The sequence below is a fragment of the Fibrobacter sp. UWB4 genome, assembly GCF_002210345.1.
GTDB lineage: Bacteria > Fibrobacterota > Fibrobacteria > Fibrobacterales > Fibrobacteraceae > Fibrobacter.
Genome location: NZ_MWQI01000010.1, coordinates 1 through 16,322, shown reverse-complemented (window position 1 = coordinate 16,322; position 16,322 = coordinate 1). Strand labels below are relative to the sequence as shown.

At 44.6% G+C, this 16,322-nt stretch carries 13 protein-coding genes; 2 read left to right on the top strand and 11 right to left on the bottom strand.

Annotated features, from left to right (window positions below; genetic code table 11):
• The first annotated feature begins 4 nt into the window (after positions 1 to 4).
• On the top strand, positions 5 to 1,717 hold the full coding sequence (locus tag B7990_RS12975) for an acyl-CoA dehydrogenase family protein (RefSeq protein ID WP_014545690.1): 1,713 nt from the start codon (positions 5 to 7) through the stop codon (positions 1,715 to 1,717).
• A gap of 164 nt (positions 1,718 to 1,881) precedes the next feature.
• Here the strand turns inward: B7990_RS12975 and B7990_RS12970 are convergent, their stop codons facing one another.
• From B7990_RS12970 to B7990_RS12955, 4 genes are all read right to left on the bottom strand, one after another.
• Entirely contained in the window at positions 1,882 to 4,404 is a 2,523-nt protein-coding gene (locus B7990_RS12970) for an SNF2-related protein (RefSeq protein WP_176407335.1), read from the bottom strand.
• Between the two features lies 1 nt (position 4,405).
• Positions 4,406 to 6,322: a hypothetical protein gene (locus tag B7990_RS12965; protein WP_088641345.1), complete on the bottom strand. Its 1,917-nt coding sequence runs from the start codon at positions 6,320 to 6,322 to the stop codon at positions 4,406 to 4,408.
• A complete protein-coding gene (locus B7990_RS12960; RefSeq protein ID WP_088641344.1) occupies positions 6,322 to 7,548 on the bottom strand; it encodes a hypothetical protein in 1,227 nt (408 codons plus the stop codon). Before B7990_RS12960 ends, B7990_RS12965 begins: the two co-directional genes overlap by 1 nt.
• 238 nt (positions 7,549 to 7,786) lie before the next feature.
• Positions 7,787 to 8,656: an Abi family protein gene (locus B7990_RS12955; protein ID WP_088641343.1), complete on the bottom strand. Its 870-nt coding sequence runs from the start codon at positions 8,654 to 8,656 to the stop codon at positions 7,787 to 7,789.
• Between the two features lie 405 nt (positions 8,657 to 9,061).
• Here B7990_RS12955 and B7990_RS12950 point away from each other — a divergent pair, with 405 nt between their 5' ends.
• Positions 9,062 to 9,673 carry a DUF4230 domain-containing protein gene (locus B7990_RS12950; protein WP_088641342.1) on the top strand — a complete coding sequence of 204 codons (612 nt, stop codon included), beginning with the start codon at positions 9,062 to 9,064 and terminating at the stop codon, positions 9,671 to 9,673.
• 26 nt (positions 9,674 to 9,699) lie between these two features.
• Here B7990_RS12950 and B7990_RS12945 read toward each other — a convergent pair whose 3' ends face one another.
• The 7 genes from B7990_RS12945 to B7990_RS12915 form a co-directional block, all read right to left on the bottom strand.
• Positions 9,700 to 10,608, bottom strand: a complete 909-nt coding sequence (locus tag B7990_RS12945; RefSeq protein ID WP_176407333.1) for a hypothetical protein — start codon at positions 10,606 to 10,608, stop codon at positions 9,700 to 9,702.
• Between the two features lie 109 nt (positions 10,609 to 10,717).
• The gene (tsf, locus tag B7990_RS12940) at positions 10,718 to 11,599 is read right to left on the bottom strand and encodes a translation elongation factor Ts (RefSeq protein WP_088641340.1); all 882 of its coding nucleotides are present in this window, start codon (positions 11,597 to 11,599) and stop codon (positions 10,718 to 10,720) included.
• 1 nt (position 11,600) lies between these two features.
• Positions 11,601 to 12,341 (bottom strand): 30S ribosomal protein S2, encoded by a 741-nt coding sequence (rpsB, locus tag B7990_RS12935; protein WP_088641339.1) that lies wholly within the window; start codon positions 12,339 to 12,341, stop codon positions 11,601 to 11,603.
• A gap of 397 nt (positions 12,342 to 12,738) precedes the next feature.
• Positions 12,739 to 13,548 (bottom strand): alpha/beta fold hydrolase, encoded by an 810-nt coding sequence (locus tag B7990_RS12930; RefSeq protein ID WP_088641338.1) that lies wholly within the window; start codon positions 13,546 to 13,548, stop codon positions 12,739 to 12,741.
• Between the two features lie 12 nt (positions 13,549 to 13,560).
• The gene (locus B7990_RS12925) at positions 13,561 to 14,259 is read right to left on the bottom strand and encodes a DNA alkylation repair protein (protein WP_088641337.1); all 699 of its coding nucleotides are present in this window, start codon (positions 14,257 to 14,259) and stop codon (positions 13,561 to 13,563) included.
• Positions 14,260 to 14,265: 6 nt separating this feature from the next.
• A complete protein-coding gene (locus B7990_RS12920; RefSeq protein ID WP_088641336.1) occupies positions 14,266 to 14,799 on the bottom strand; it encodes a hypothetical protein in 534 nt (177 codons plus the stop codon).
• 564 nt (positions 14,800 to 15,363) lie between these two features.
• Positions 15,364 to 16,089 (bottom strand): hypothetical protein, encoded by a 726-nt coding sequence (locus B7990_RS12915; protein ID WP_141099291.1) that lies wholly within the window; start codon positions 16,087 to 16,089, stop codon positions 15,364 to 15,366.
• Positions 16,090 to 16,322 lie beyond the last annotated feature (233 nt).

Below are 16,322 nucleotides of genomic sequence, written 5' to 3'. Positions count from 1 at the left end.
CGCTATGGCAAATTTCTACACAGATCACCCCGAGATTAAATTCAACCTCGAAAGCAGCCCCTTGATGCAGCGCATTGTCGAGCTCAAGGAAAACGGCTTTGCTGACAAGGACAATTTCGACTATGCGCCGGAAGATTTTGCCGACGCTATGGACAACTACAACCGCGTGCTCGAAGTCGCTGGCGACATCACCGCAAACACGGTCTTCCCGAACTCCGAAGACGTGGATGCCGAAGGCCCGCACTGCGAAAACGGCCGCGTCCGCTACGCATCCAAGACCTACGAAAACCTCGAAGCCACCCGCAAGGCTGGCCTCAACGGTGTTACGATGCCGCGCCGCTTTGGCGGTCTCAACTTCCCGATTACCGCCTACACGGCCATCAACGAAATGATCGCCTCTGCAGACGCCGGTTTCGAGAACATCTGGTCCCTCCAGGACTGCATTGAAACGCTCTATGAATTCGGCGACGAAGACCAGCGTTCCCGTTTCATCCCGCGCATCTGCGCCGGCGAAACGATGTCCATGGATTTGACCGAACCGGATGCAGGTTCTGACTTGCAGCGCGTAATGCTCAAGGCCACCTACAGCGAAGCTGACAAGTGCTGGTACTTGAACGGCGTGAAGCGCTTCATCACGAACGGCGACTCCGACATTCACCTGGTGCTCGCCCGCTCCGAAGAAGGCACGCACGATGGTCGTGGTCTTTCCATGTTCATTTACGACAAGCGTGACGGTGGCGTTGACGTTCGCCGCATCGAAAACAAGCTCGGTATTCACGGAAGCCCGACTTGCGAACTTGTCTACAAGAACGCCAAGGCTGAACTCTGCGGTCGCCGCAAGTTCGGTCTCATCAAGTATGTGATGGCCCTCATGAACGGCGCACGCCTCGGCATTGCCGCTCAGTCTGTGGGTATCAGCCAGATGGCTTACAACGAAGCTCTCGCCTACGCCAAGGACCGTAAGCAGTTCGGTCAGGCTATCGTGAACTTCCCGGCCGTCTACGAAATGATCTCGAACATCAAGGCTCGCCTCGATGCAGGCCGCGCCCTCTTGTACCAGACAGCTCGTTACGTCGATATCTACAAGTGCCTCGAAGACATCGAACGCACCCGCAAGCTCACCGACGACGAAAAGAAGGAACTCAAGCTTTACCAGAAGCTCGCTTCCGCTTGCACACCGCTTGCAAAGGGCATGAACTCCGAATACGCAAACCAGAACAGCTACGACTGTATCCAGGTTCACGGCGGTTCGGGCTACATGCTTGAATACGCTTGCCAGCGCCTCTACCGCGATGCTCGTATCACCTCCATTTACGAAGGTACAACGCAGCTCCAGACGGTTGCAGCACTTCCACACATCACTACCGGCAGCTACGGCCTCATGCTCGAAGAACTCGAAGCTATGGACGTTCGCCCGGAATACGAAAGCCTCAAGGCCCGCGCCAAGGCTATGGACGAAAAGTACAACGAAGCTATCGAATACGTGAAGTCCGTTGAAAACAACGAATTCACCGACCTCTGCAGCCGTCACTTGTACGAACTCGCCGCCAACTGCGTGATGACCCAGTTGCTCCTCCGCGACGCCACCAAGGCACCAGAACTGTTCGACAAGAGCATGAAGGTGTACTTGAACCTCGCCGAAGCTGAAGTCGCAAAGCACTACAACTTTGTGAAGAGCCTCCGCGTGGAATCGCTCGAAAGCTACAAGCAGGCATAAGCCTCGCAGGTGTCATCCCCGCGAAGGCGGGGATCTCCCTTTACAAAAGAACCTCGGTGATGAACCGAGGTTTTTCTTATTGCAGGACATGCTCTAAAAACTTTCCCAAACATCGGCAACTCGTTCTCGTTATTAGAACATTTCAAAGACCTTTACACGCCTCATCATCTTTTTAGCATACCCTCAAATTCTCTTACAGGGTCAAAATCAAAAGCAGACACAAGCTCATTTTCATTGTGATCACGAAATTCTTTAGGAACCCTTTTCAGAGTTTCCTCATCTAGTAAGGTTCCAAACAACTGACTAGATATTTCTCGTCGACGGTGAGCAAAAACTTCATACTGATATAGATCATAAGTTTCATCAAATACAACAAAATCGACCTTAATCTTAGGTGGATCACAGCGATCTTTAGGATCCTCAGAATTCCACATAACCATCTGTTCATTCCACAGCGAACTGATTCTGTCAACTCGACCAATTTCTTGTTCAACAACCGCAGGATTCCATTCTGTATTGAAGATAACCACATGACTACAGGCCTTATGAAGATTCAAACCTTCACGCCCCACACGAGACTGAGCAATAAGGACCTGTGGGAATGTATTTTTCATATTGAAACGTTTAGTAAGCAACGGTCTACGGGTATTCATATCATCTTTTCCCGACATCATTGCGCAGAAAGAATCATGACGTCCAATAGCATCGTCATACATCATGGTTTTAACAAAATCAGTCAACGAAAACTTTTTCAGACAAACTGGTAGTCCATCATCTTTTCCACAATTGAGATATACGTCAATTACATCTGCTAACAACATTATCAAATCATTTCGTTCCCTCTTCGAAGGCTTACCACTAAAGGAAAACTTGGAGTTAGATTGGTAGATAGATTCCAATAGATCCCAACGTAATTTTTCAGCAATTGGCCTAATCTTTTCTTCAGAAAGACCTTTCAACGCTTCTAAGAATACAAAATATCGGGTTAAAGAATACATGGGATGTTCGGATAGCATATTTAGCCAAGCAGAATTTCCAAACACATAATCCTTTAGCCAAGTCGTAGCATCGCTAAATCTATCGCGTTCTTCTTTAAATCGTTCTCGAAAGGATTTCTTATTACCCCATCGTTTCCAATTGTTCTTTACCTTCAAGCGTTCATAGACATGCCACAGAGCGTCCATGGAAACCCTAGTCAAAGCAACTGGCAAGCCATCCTCCATACGTTGCAAAATATGCCTGTAATTCAATTCATTTCGCAAAGCCTCCATGGGTTCTATAAACGTTCCAAAAACAAGAACTTTTTCACCCTTACGACAAACAGCTTCAATATGGTCTGCAGTAGTCTGAATTCGCGGATGTTCAAGTAGAAATAGATCGTTTTCCTCATATTGGGCTAGTTTAGCCTTCCAATAGTCCAATCTACCTGCTTTAGCAGCATCCTGCTTACGTTCCCTATTTATAGCATTGTTCAAGTCGCGTAGTGCATCACCTTGTTTCATGTTTAACATACCCGCGGCATAATGACAACGAAGAAGTTTATCGCGGTAGCTTGCGTCACTCTTCTTTGCTGCACAGGAAATTCCTTCCATACATAAGACAATAGACTTCCAATCACCACTTAAGTCATCAGTCTTGACATTAACTGGATTAAGTTCCCTATGAGGGTGACAACCTCCCTTATCTGGGAGTTGTGAAATTAAGTTCTTATACTCGTTCTGATTTGTTCGACGACGACGGACCACATAATTTTTAAGGTCTCCATGTAAGATTTTCGCCGCTTCAATTAGATTTTTTACAGTTTTTGTGTTCTCTGGAGCAGCATTCGCCTTGTCCAATTTCTCAGAAAACATCTTAACATGCTCAAGTATTGCAGTCTTGTTATTCTTGATGCCTCCACAACGTTCTAATAATGCCTGCCACTGATCAACACCCATTTCCACAGGGGTCGCAGTCATGCAAAGACATCTTGAATCATTCTTGCGTTGTATTATTTTAGACAACAAGAAGTGTAGTCTCGGCATATTCTTGCATTCTTCTTCAGCATCTTCCAAGTGACGGCTCTTATGTGCTTCGTCAACAACAAGTAAATCAACCTTACCAATCAAAGTTCCAATTAACCAAGCCGCCTCATTGGTATATTCATCGTTTGCAACACATCCCTGTTTAATCATCCCCTTGATTGTAGACCTAAAGAAAGATTTCTGCTTCTGAGCATCTCTATTATTTCTGTCTCCGCCAATCTTAAGACTCTTATTACCTACTAAACCGAATTGCTGAGACACGATGAGCCAACGGTTTAATTGGCCATTATTATAACATAATGGATACGTAAGATCCTTATTCAGCTTAGCAACACTCTGTAGAGAGAACGGTTGTGCATCCAATGAACTATTCTTCAGTGTTTCCAAAAATGATCTAGCTTCATCAATCCATTGGTGTATCAAATTCGAAGGTGAAATTACTGCAACTGTTCCACCCGCACGAGAAACGCTCTCCATAAGCATTAAAGCGACTCGGGTTTTTCCGAGACCAACATCATCTGCAAGAATAACCCCATTTTGAGATAAACGATTCATGACAGCCATAGCGGCAGCATCCTGACCATATACAGGCTTGCCGTTATCACTCATAGTCATTTCATGAATGACATCGAATAGATTTTTCCTTACTTGTTTCCAATCCATACTACAGCATCTCATACTTATCAAGGCGCCACTTTCTACACCATTTTTTAACATAGCTGTTCCACAGAGTCCTAGCCTTGCCCTTGCATGGTGGCGCAAAATTATCCCTAGCCAAAACTGAAATGAAATCAACCTCAAGTGATTGCCATTCTGCAACAAGTTCCTTTGACAGATTTCGCAATTTTGAATCTATCATCGAGATCCAATCCATAATATCTTCCACACACACATTTTCGTACTTTTCAAAGCGTTCTTGACTATATTCAGCAATGGTCTCTACCAAGGTCATAGCGGATTGGTATTTGTAAGATTTTTCTTTCATCAATCTGTTTGCATAATCATTCCTTCTTTTTTCTCCATTAGGATCTTCCTGATCATCATCTCCATCATCATCTTCTGCATCCCTACCATTCATGGCTGATTCTAATTGAGACAGCATTTCTTCTAGCGTGAGCACAGTCTCTGCAGGTGCGGATAGCCTTGCAAATTTATCATTCATCACAATTACAGGAACTTGATAGTTTTCACCTTTCCACTGAACAGAATCATATCCAGAAGGGATGTCCATAATAGAAACATCCTTTTTCCCAAGTTCCGCTCCAGTTCTTTTATGTATAACACCCTTCACAGGGATATCTTCAAGCCAAACAGGACGAAGCATGTATTTATCATCCTGAAAAATAAGTTCAAAAGCCAACAAAGGGCAAGGGTCTTTATAACAAGCATCATCCTCTCTAAAACCAGGTTCATCAAAAGATTCATTTAATGGCTTAAGTTCATAGGATGATTTTTCCATCCCACAAAGCAATGTTTTAAACATTTTTTCTTGAGAAGACCGTTCCTCACCGCTAAAGTCAGACTGAGTTATCACAACTCCCGCCTCAATATTCTTTGCCTTGCCACTAGCATACCCAAGTAACCCCATTGCAGACAGATTTCCTGAACCTAGATACAGCCTTCCTTCACCAACTGAAGTTCGTTTCTTAACGCCTGCGTAGATATACTTGGCATGCATAAATCTTTCTGCCATAAGATCCAATGGTAAATGAAGACTCCAATCACGCAAAATGCTTCCCGACCATGTAGCAATTTTGCCTGCTGTATCTGGATTAACAACCAAATGCCTGTCTGCCTTGCCGATTTCTGCAAGTTTGAGTTTTTGCTCAATTTTTTCAATCGTTATAGGTTTACCCTTCTTGCCATCATCCTGCTCATAGAAACCCGAACCTGCTATTACATAATTGGGTTTAACACCGCGAAAACGAGCTGCGATAGAATCTAGCATTGTTTTATCGCTAAAAGTGGTAAACATTCTTGGCGTTGGTAATGAAGTAACCTCAGCAGCACAATTTTCTATACCATTGAACATAATTTCAGCAGGAACCCACATTCGCTCATCCACAGCATAGTTTTGATGGAGCTTTCTTAGAAATCTTACTGCACAGACCATATCTGACAAAGATTTGTAATCCTTTGGCTTACCATCGCAATCATAATCCGTTGACCAAGCCATTTCCATTTGACGAATCGCACAAGCCTCAGTCCAGTTACCGGTACAGATAATAAGACGCCATATCAAATCTACAGTCTTATTACGAGACTGAACTGTATTTGACTTGCCAAATTGCATCAAAGCGACCTTGGCATGCATACAAGCAATCTTATCCCATTTACTTTTGCCATTGGGTTGCAATTGAATGAAGCCAGAGGCAGCATCCATATCAAGACGATCAGCTTTTGCATCTAACATTAGCAGTAAACTCACATTACCACATCCGCGACGTTTGGAATTTGACATGCGGGTAAATTCAGTCAACATACTATCCAAAAAACGCACATCTGCACTCAAGGCACTTGCGACACAAATCTGCCCTACATAGCCATCAGGAGGCGTAAACAATTGAGAAAGAGTCTTCATCAGCAAATTCCACAATCAATACACAAATTTCGCCATTGACGCAATCTTGATAAGGGCCATTTTTTATCATTATTCTTCTGTCGATCTAATTCAAAAGACCAATCCTTTGCTGCAGCATACAGAGGCCCCTTCATTACCATATCGGTTTTGATAAGAATAGACTTGTTATTTGAGATAATCAAATCAAGCATTTTCCTAAACTTAGATTTTATTATTTCCCCAACCTCAACTTTTCCATAAGCAAATTCCTTGAACTTTAGATAAGACTCGCCCCTCTCTTTCACATCCTTAATTTCGAGTTTTAGTCTACCTTCAATATCCTTCAAGTTATATATGTTAGAATCCATTAGCTTAACACATCCTGAAAAAAGCTTCTTGACCGCATTATGGAATTCATCAAATGCCTTCGCAGCCAGAATTTCAGTATGGTAACGTTCTTCTTTTGATTGTTTTAAATTCGCCAACAAATCCTTTTCTGAACCGCATTTTTTCATTCGAGGCATCAATATTTGCTTACCATTATAACGAACTTGTTTTTCAAAAACAGCTGCATACAGCATCCGTTCGGAGACCGTCTGCAGAGTCGGATTTACTGAGCCAAGAAATTCTTTCCATGCAGATGAATTAGCAGACGGAACCCATTTCGGGTTACATATCCAAGAAGACAGGAAAGATTTCAAAGTCTTATCGCCAACCTTCTGTTGCAGAAATTCTATGGCAATATTTCGCCCCTCAGGGGTCAATTTCATTGAGTTAAATCTAGATGAACCTTCCGTCAATCCTAATGCATATATTGCAGCAGAGGCACTTTGCCTATATGTATTCTGTACATAATTCTTGGTTTGACCAAGCCAACCAAACGTCCAAACATCTCGTCGCTCAAAAATCCCATCCGAGCATTCTCTTCCAAAAGCCCTGCTACCATAAAAGTCAAATGAATCGCGCGATGCATAATTATACATTGCTTTACATGCTAACGCCTCAATAGCATTCGCAACAACTGTTGCCGAAATTCGTTGTATTCGACGCGTTCTTTCGTCAAAGCTTTCAGTACAAAGATATATGGCTGCCAGAGACCATGTCATCTGCCTCAGAAATTGAACAGTACCAATGCAGGGGACGACGGCAGTTCTGTGCTTCAAAAGTGCTGTTCTTAAGCCGAAATCAACAGTCAATCTGCTATTTTCAAAACTTTCTGGCGATGGAATTAAGAATAAATCATTCATATCGTCAAATATAATAGAAGAACTGAAAGAGTAGCTCCATCAACGGCTAGGTATTCCAATGAAATACACGGCATAGAGTCGACCTTCACTAAGCAGAAAAAAGCGATAAACATATTTAACTAGTTCAAAAACAATTTCGCCTAAATGGGGAAATCATATATAGGTATATAAATTTTAAAAGTATAATTGACACTTCCACTTTTGGGGAATTGGTCTTTTTTGTGGGAATTAACCACCACTATTCTTCCTTGGCAACCGCTTTCTCAGCCCAATCCTCAGGGAACGAAATATGTTCCAACTGAATTGCAGACGAATACTTTTCAAACAATTCTTTAATTGACGGAAGAAATTCTTCGTTCCACTTTTTGGGGTTTGGATACAAATTCCGCACCGCAAGGAACGCCGCCCAAAGAGAACGATTATCTTTTTCTTCTACTTCCTCAATATTAGCAGGAATAGCGGAGAAAATCCTATAGTAGAGTCGTCCGTAATGGGCACAGATATTACGCAAGTCAGTCGTACACCTTAGCCAGCTTTTTAGATTCTTCGGAATGGTCTTATAATACTGACATGCAAAGAGCTTTTGATCTGCAAGAACAAGGTCTGCATAAAAATAGGACAACATGCCAAACGAGAACAACTCCACTGCCACCCATATAGGGAACACACCATCATAGCAATCCTGATGATGCTTCACAAAAAGAACATTAGAACTATGTTCAACTTCTCTATTGAACGTTTCCAAGAATCTTTGGTGTTTATGCGACAGAGAAAAATTCGATTCAATCAAATAACCCGTCGGACCATATTTATGCGCATGGAAATACGCTAGTCTCGCCCTCATAGAAATTTCTATTTCTTCAAGAGCCGAGAAAAGTGACCGTCTCAACAATCGGTCGAATTCATATATCTGCACAATTCTTGAAAAACTCGTCCCTGCATTATAGGAACCATCTTGTTTTCTAAACGGCAGAAAATATGCAGACAACCTATAATAATTTATGGTTTCAAGGCAGCGGATGGCATCGTCAACATTTTCGATACAACAGCCACGTTGTTCGATCTTTTCTGCCTGCTCCCTATACGTTGTCGCCTTTTTGATTTCCATAAAAAAATGTCCCCCCTGGGACACATCAATGAGAGGTGCGGGGGGTCCTGTTATTTATAAATATACAATCTTTTTCAGAGAAAAACAAGCAACATTTTCTAGAGTAGCCAGAAACAGCATCTCTTTTAAGGCTCCAAAGGATAGGTGAGCGGAGCAAGCCGGGCGTTGCGGGCTGGCGTCTGAAGCCCGCAGTGGGGGTAGCGTAAGACCCGACGATGTGTTTTTGACAGATAGAGGCGATGCCCGCTCGGTGGCGGGCATGACATGCCGCATTTTGCACTTGTAAGTCGGGGCTGGAGCGAGGGGGATTCCTCCCCCGTTATATAAAGAGAATGAAGAATTCATGAATAACAAGAAATTTCAATGAAATTAACCTTTTGCATCTTTTTTGCATAAATTTATAGCATGAAACCAGCCCTGAAAATAGTTGCGATTTTGCTCATCATTTGCGCTACAAGCGTGACGACTGCGCTTGTCATGAAAAAGCTGTACACCGACACAAAACAGACGAGCATCACGAGCGAGTTTGTGGAGCAGCAGATCAGCGAGATTTCGGAGCTTGCAACCCTCCACCATCACTACCGCAAAAACGCGAACTTTCAGGACGCGAAAAAGCTTCTCGAATACATTCCCGACTGGAGAATCAACAAGTCCATCAAGGAATTTTCGCTTGTTTATCAGGGCGATGTCAAGCTGGGTTACGACTTGAAGGACATCAAGATTCTCGTGGAGCCGAACACGCAGAGCATTTTCATTTATCTGCCAGAGCCTAAAATTCTGAGTCACAGCATCGATTTCGAGAGCATCCAGATTCTTTGGGAAAAGCAGGGCTGGTTCAACAACATCCGCTTCGAAGACTTCAAGCAGTTCTTTATTTCCGAACAAAAGAAATATGAGCAGGAAAACAGCGCGGAACTCAAGCGCAGGGCCCGCGACCACGCGATGAAGTTAATCCAGTTGCGGCTCGGAACAACAATTGAACGCGGCTACAAGGTCAATCTGGAACAGCGCGAATAAGACAGGCGCCGTTCAGATCATTCCGTTTAAAAGATAAAGGCCGTCTTCAATTCCAAATTCCAGATGGTTTCTTTAAAATCGTTTCCAAAGTGGATATTCGCCCCTAGAGAAACGAGATAATGATTATTGATTATGTACGTTCCACCAAAGTAATTTGAAAAGATATAGGGAAAATCAAATGTCAGCGGATATTCTTGCAATTCGTTGTACAACCAGGGGCAAAATGCCGAGAAAGAATAAGAAAGCGCAAATTCGCTAAACGGGAATGCGTTTACATAAAAACCAAAATTCCCATTGTATTTCCATTCGCTACAATCATCGCATTCAATAACGCCTTTAGAACTCGTTCCCGCTCCAGCCATATTTCCTTGATCATCTATATAAGGGGCATAAACTGAATACGAGACTTTAGCTAATCCTAGTGATGCAAAAGCTCCCAACTCAAAATATCGTTCATTTATGCCTGCAGTCACACGTACATACGGGAAAGGATCAAGTCCAAAACCGATGCCTCCCAGCAAAAAAGTTTTTTTACCAAAATAGTCAATAGAGGCCGCCACTGGGAATATCTTGAAATCATAGTAGACATCGCCAGCAACTGGATCCAAGGTGTACTCAAAGCCATTAATCGTATCGTTCCAGATTTCTTTCAAATGCACATGTTTATCATTGGGATTTCGAATCGACACATTGACTTTCCACGCACTAGAATCATCGTCCATAGCAAATGTTGGACCGGTATACGCATCGGGAACCAAGGCTTCAAAAGAACCTCTTTGCACCTGGGCCCCACCGCATCCAAGTAAAAGCAACGAAACACAAATCGTCAATGTAAGATAAATTCTCATTTTCCCTTTCTCACTTACGTGTACGTAATAAGATACAAAATAAACTATAAAAAAACTGGCCGCCCCGGATGGGACGACCAATTTCATAAAGATAGGTTCTCAGACGAGAGAACGGACCAAAGGTCCTACAGACGAGAGACGAAAAATAATCTCATTACTTTTTCTCTCGTCTCTAGACTCTCGTCTTTCGTCTAACTTAGTTACCGCGTTCGAAGCGGATGAAGTTCACGACCTTCAAGCTGGTAAGGCCGAGCTGCTTTGCAACGACTTCCTGGAGGTAGTCCTTGACAGAGAGCTTCTTCGGGTTCTTTTCAGACATGAAGAATTCCTGGTCTTCGAGAACGATTTCCTTAAGGACCTTAGCCACGCGGCCATCAATCTGGCGCTGCATGAATTCAGGCTTGGTCTGCTTGCCAGAAGCTTCGATCTGAGCCTTGGCAATTTCCTTTTCCTTTTCGATCGTTTCAGCCGGAACTGCAGCATCGTTCAATGCAACCGGAGCGAATGCAGCGGCCTGCATAGCGATGTCCTTAGCAGCCTGCTTGAGAGCAGCTTCGTCAGCAGAGCCTTCGAAAGCGAGTTCAGTGATAACACCGATCTTGCCCTTCATGTGGCTGTAAACGCCAAACACGGAGTTCGGGACCTTCTTGATTTCTGCGAACTTGCGGAAGTCAATGTTTTCCTGAATCTTCACGAGGACGTCCTGGAGGCGGTCATTGATCTTGACGCCATCAACGACAGCGTTCTTGAGATCTTCGACGGAAGCGATTGCCTGAGTTTCAACAGCCTTGGTAGCAAGGGCTGCGAGGGCAACGAAGTCGTCGTTGTTGGAAACCGGTTCAGTTTCGCAGGTGAGTTCGAAAGCAGCAGCCTTTTCTGCGGTTTCGATAAGATAGACGCGGCCTTCCTTAGCAGCCTTGTCTGCGCGCTTTGCAGCAACAGCAGCACCCTGCTTGCGGAGGAGTTCCAAAGCCTTTTCCATATCGCCGTCAGTTTCGGTGAGTGCCTTCTTGCACTGCATCATGCCGACGCCAGTCTTCTGGCGGAGTTCGTTAACGAGGGAAGCGGTAATCTGCATATTACTTGTCCTCGCCGTTGTCGAACTTCTTCACTTCTTCCTTGGATTCCTTCTTTTCAGCAGCGACGCGCGGCTTGACGTTAGCAGCGATGTAGTCCACAATGAGCTTGAGGGACTTCACAGCGTCGTCGTTTGCCGGAATCGGGTAGTCCACGAGGGTCGGATCGACGTTCGTGTCGCAGATGCCGATGATAGGAATGTGGAGACGGCGAGCTTCTGCAACAGCGATCTTTTCGTGAGCGAGGTCGGTCACGACGAGAAGGCCCGGGAGGTTCACCATTTCACGGATACCACCGAACACGTCGAGGAGCTTGGCGCGTTCACGAGTCTTGTCGAGGACTTCCTTCTTGGAGAGAGCCTGGAAGGTGCCGTCCTGTTCCATGGTGTCGATCTTGTCAATCTTCTTGATGGACTTGCGGACAGTCTGGAAGTTCGTGAGCATACCGCCCAACCAACGGTTGGTGACGGAGAACTGGTTGCAGGTAGCAGCAGCGTCGAGCACGCACTGACGTGCAGTCGGCTTCGTGCCAACGAAGAGCACGGTCTTGCCAGATTCAGAAATCTTGGCAGCAGCCTTAGCAGCTTCTTCGAGGAGGTCACGAGTCTTGGAGAGGTTGAGAACGTAGATGCCGTTCTTTTCTGCCAAGATGTACGGTTTCATTTTCGGGTTCCAGCGCTGAGTCTGGTGACCAAAGTGGGAGCCTGCTGCAAGCAGATCTTCGACGGAAGGCAAATTAGCCATAGTATATTTTCCTTTTCGGTTGTTACTACCCGGACTGCAATTAAGCCACAAAGCGAAGTTAAAATTACCGCGCCACCGAAGCGACTCTTGCAAGCCGGTGATTGTTTATGCCCAAGCGATATTGCTTGGACGAGTGCAAAGATAGAAAAGATAGACGAAAGACGAAAGACGAGAGACGAAAGAATATGCTTAAAAACAATGAAAATAGTTGGAAGTAGGAAGGAAATGCAGAAAAAGGTGTTTTTTTGGGGGTAGGAAGTGCGCAAAAATACGCTTTTATTTTATAGGAGGGGGAAGAATCCCCCTGATTGCAGCCCCATGTCATCCCCGCGAAAGCGGGGATCTCCATTGGTCTTACATCACCCCCACGAGCGGGGAGTTCCCCGCAACGCCCCCACTACTTTTTCAAGAATTCCAAAATCCTCGAGCGGAAATCCGGGGCTTCGTCGTAGGCGGCGTGACCGTATTTTTCGTAAATGTAGAGTTCCACAGGCACACCATTTTGCTTTAGCACTTCAGCGATTTCGCGGGATGCAATTACGCCCAAGACCTGGTCCAGCTCGGCTCCGAGAATCAATGTCGGGCACTTGAGCTTAGAGAGTCCTTCGTACGCTTCGAACGCAAGGCAAGCCTTAGCCAAGACGCAGAATCGAGCCATGTCCTGTTCTGTGGCGTTCGTGTTCATGCGCATCAGGCTCCTCTTGTACTTGCGAACGGTTTCCTCAGAAAAAACCTTGTCGATGAAATTCGAGCAGAGGGATTCGATATCGCGGGCATCCGCGAGGCGTTTCCATTCCGTCATCACGGCTCGAGACATATCGTTCAAGCGGGAGGCACTGCAGCCGAGCGCCAAACGTTCGACCTTCTGCGGGTTCTGTTCCGCAATGATTTGCGAAATCATGCCACCCTGCGAAATTCCAATGATGCAGGCGCATTCAATGCCAAGAGCATCCATCGCTTCGGCAGTGTCAGCAGCCATCTCTTCCATCAGGTACGATTCGCCAAAATTCTTTTTGCGGTCGAACATGTAAACCGTAAAATCGTCTGCAAATATCTTGTACGAATCCACCACCATCGAGGCAATGCCCATCGTACTCTTGAGGCTCATCCCCGGCAGCAACACGAGCGTACGCGCGCCCGTGCCAAACTTGAGGTAGTCCATTTCAAAATTGTCAGTTTTTACGGTCTGTACGGTATAATCAATCATATTTTAAAGATACTATAATTTTAAGGTCTTCAGATATGCTTTCTGCTCATCGGTAATGCGATAGCTTTCAATCGCCTTCTGGATAGTCTTGTTATGCGTCCATGTATCAAGCGCATGTTTTTCAATGAACGGGAGTGTCGCCTCGTACTGCTTTGCAAGTGCCGTCGCAAAGAACCACGCGATCATCATATTGAGGTAGTATTCCTCGCTGCGGATTTTCGCGACCCATTTCAAGAACTTTGGGTCAAAGTCATCGTCCAGAAAGAACGACATCAGCGATTCAATGCCAAAGCGCATCGTGTAAACATCCGTCACGGGAGCTTTCATCCAGCGCTCAACATCTTTCAAAAGGCGTTTGCGGTTTGCAGCTTTCGCAAAAGCCTTGGGGCGCATCTGGTCGCAGGTCGCCCAGTTATCCACATACGGCAAGAATGCATCGATGTGCGAAACGCAATCATCATAGTCCTTAATCAAGGACAAGATAAATGCATGGACTTGATTTTCGTCGTAATATTTATGCGGGAGCGCAGTCAAGAATTTTTCCACATCAGAGTGACCTGCGTATTCCTTGGCGATTGCACGCAAATCTGGAGTGCGCACACCGATAATCGACTTTGCATCCGTCTTCGGGATAAGCTTGCTATGAAAAGCCTTGAACTTTAAATCCTGTTTTGCAAAAAGCGCTTTTTGAATTTCGTTGATGATAGACATAGTTAATTAGGGATCGAAAGGTCCAAATCTCAAAATGGAAAACGAGAACAGGAAACTCACGTAAGGGGTCTTTTTTTCGAAAAAATAACCAATTTCGACATTGAATATGCCTATCAAGTCCAAACGGGCGGATACTCCATAGTCAAATCCCGTTGAAGAAAACCACCCCACCTGAGGGCCAACGGCAATGCCGAAAAAGAGACCACGCAGGTATTGAATATTCGGATAAAGCAAAGCGCCATGTTCATGATCAATGTAATCATAAACATACCTGGTACGAATGGACCATAAAATTGCATAATCCGGCGTCCATAGACCATCCGCAATTCCAGGACGTACCTGTGCATAGACTAAACTTAAAGGAGACCCCCATTCCAGCCCCGCCATGAACATACTTCCACCACCCGCCTCTAACCCAAGAGGTGTTGGTATATAATCTGAAGTTTTTTTCTTAGGTGTGTAAACTGAATCTACCTGCGCCAAGGAATAATCCGGCAAAAGTAGAACAAAAAGAAGAACGAGAGTACGAATAAACTTCATTGTGTTACGAATATAAAAATATCCTCGGAATTAAGATTCCGAGGATAAAGAATTTTGGGTCTGGATCCTTCGACTTCGAGGATACGCCTCGGAGTTTACCCTGAGCCTGTCGAATGGGTTCAGGATGACAATTGCGCGACTCTCGCCTTACTAGGCTTTTACCGTCGTGAAGCTGAATGCCTCTCCGTCGGCGTCGTTGGCTTCGAGGCCATCGGCAGCGGCAGCCCAGGCGATTTTCACAGCCTGCGTTTGGCACTTCGTGCCCAACCTCTTCGGCTCGGCAATGTCCACGCAAGCGTGGCCGCTGCTCTCGTCTTGCGAGGTTGTCTCCTGCGATGTACTTATCTTACAGCTTCGACGAAGACCTTTTCGCCATCTGCATCAGATTCCTGCAAACCAGCCGTAGAATCCTTCCACACGATAACGTTCGCTTGCGTCTGGCGCGAGGCGCCCTACCGCAAAGGCTCGGGAACAAGCCTTCCGGAAACATAAAGAAGTTCGGTTTCTTTTTTACGGGAAATACTTCATGATGTATAAATATAAATAAAGTTATAAATTTTACAATCATCTATATTTTGACACACATTTCTCCACAACATCAGGGTCTAAAAATTTATCCCATCGGCATTCTTGGAAATCACCTTTCATAATGCCATCTATTTTCTCATAAAAAAGTTTATACTCAAAAGACTCAGGATTATTCCTCAAGGCGCTATCAAAACACTTAGGACTTATCATATCGAAATATTGATATTCATTTCCGTCATAGTAAATGATATTCAATGTTTCACCAACACATTCACGTGGAGGAATTCCTCTTTTTTTAATGGACATCTTTTTTTCAGAAAAATAAGACATAACGAGTCTGTAATCCATAGAGTCTATTGAGTATTCTTTACGACATTTGTCCATGAAAAAATTTTCATATTCCTGGGAAGTGTAACTTTCTCCTACACATAATCCAATATCTGGATATCCAATATCCCAAGATGGGAAGTAAAGGAACTTATAAATACGAATTTTATTTGAGTCTAATGGGATAAAGCCTATTTTCTTTTGGTCATCTTTATCAAAAAGAATATAAAACCCCTTATCTTTCCACGATATTTCTTCGTCACTAATACGACCGTAAAAATCAACATAATAGCCCACACCAGTCGGAGGAACTAACTCCGTTCTATATTCACTTTGCGGAGGGACTTTTGACAATTCTTTAGACGGTTCTAAATTACTTGATGCACAAGCAGCAAATAATATAAGAATCCAGGAATACTTTATAAAGCTCAGCATAATTTATCACAATACATCAATAAACATTGGAGCAAAACAACTTCATATGAATATAAAAATATCCCCGGAATTTTAGATTCCGGGGATAAAGTATTTCTGGTTTGGCTGGGAAATCCCCGCCTTCGCGGGGATGACAATTACGCCTTAACCGTCGTGAATGCGAATGCTTCCCCATCGGCGTCGTTGGCTTCGAGGCCATCGGCAGCGGCAGCCCAGGCGATTTTCACAGCCTG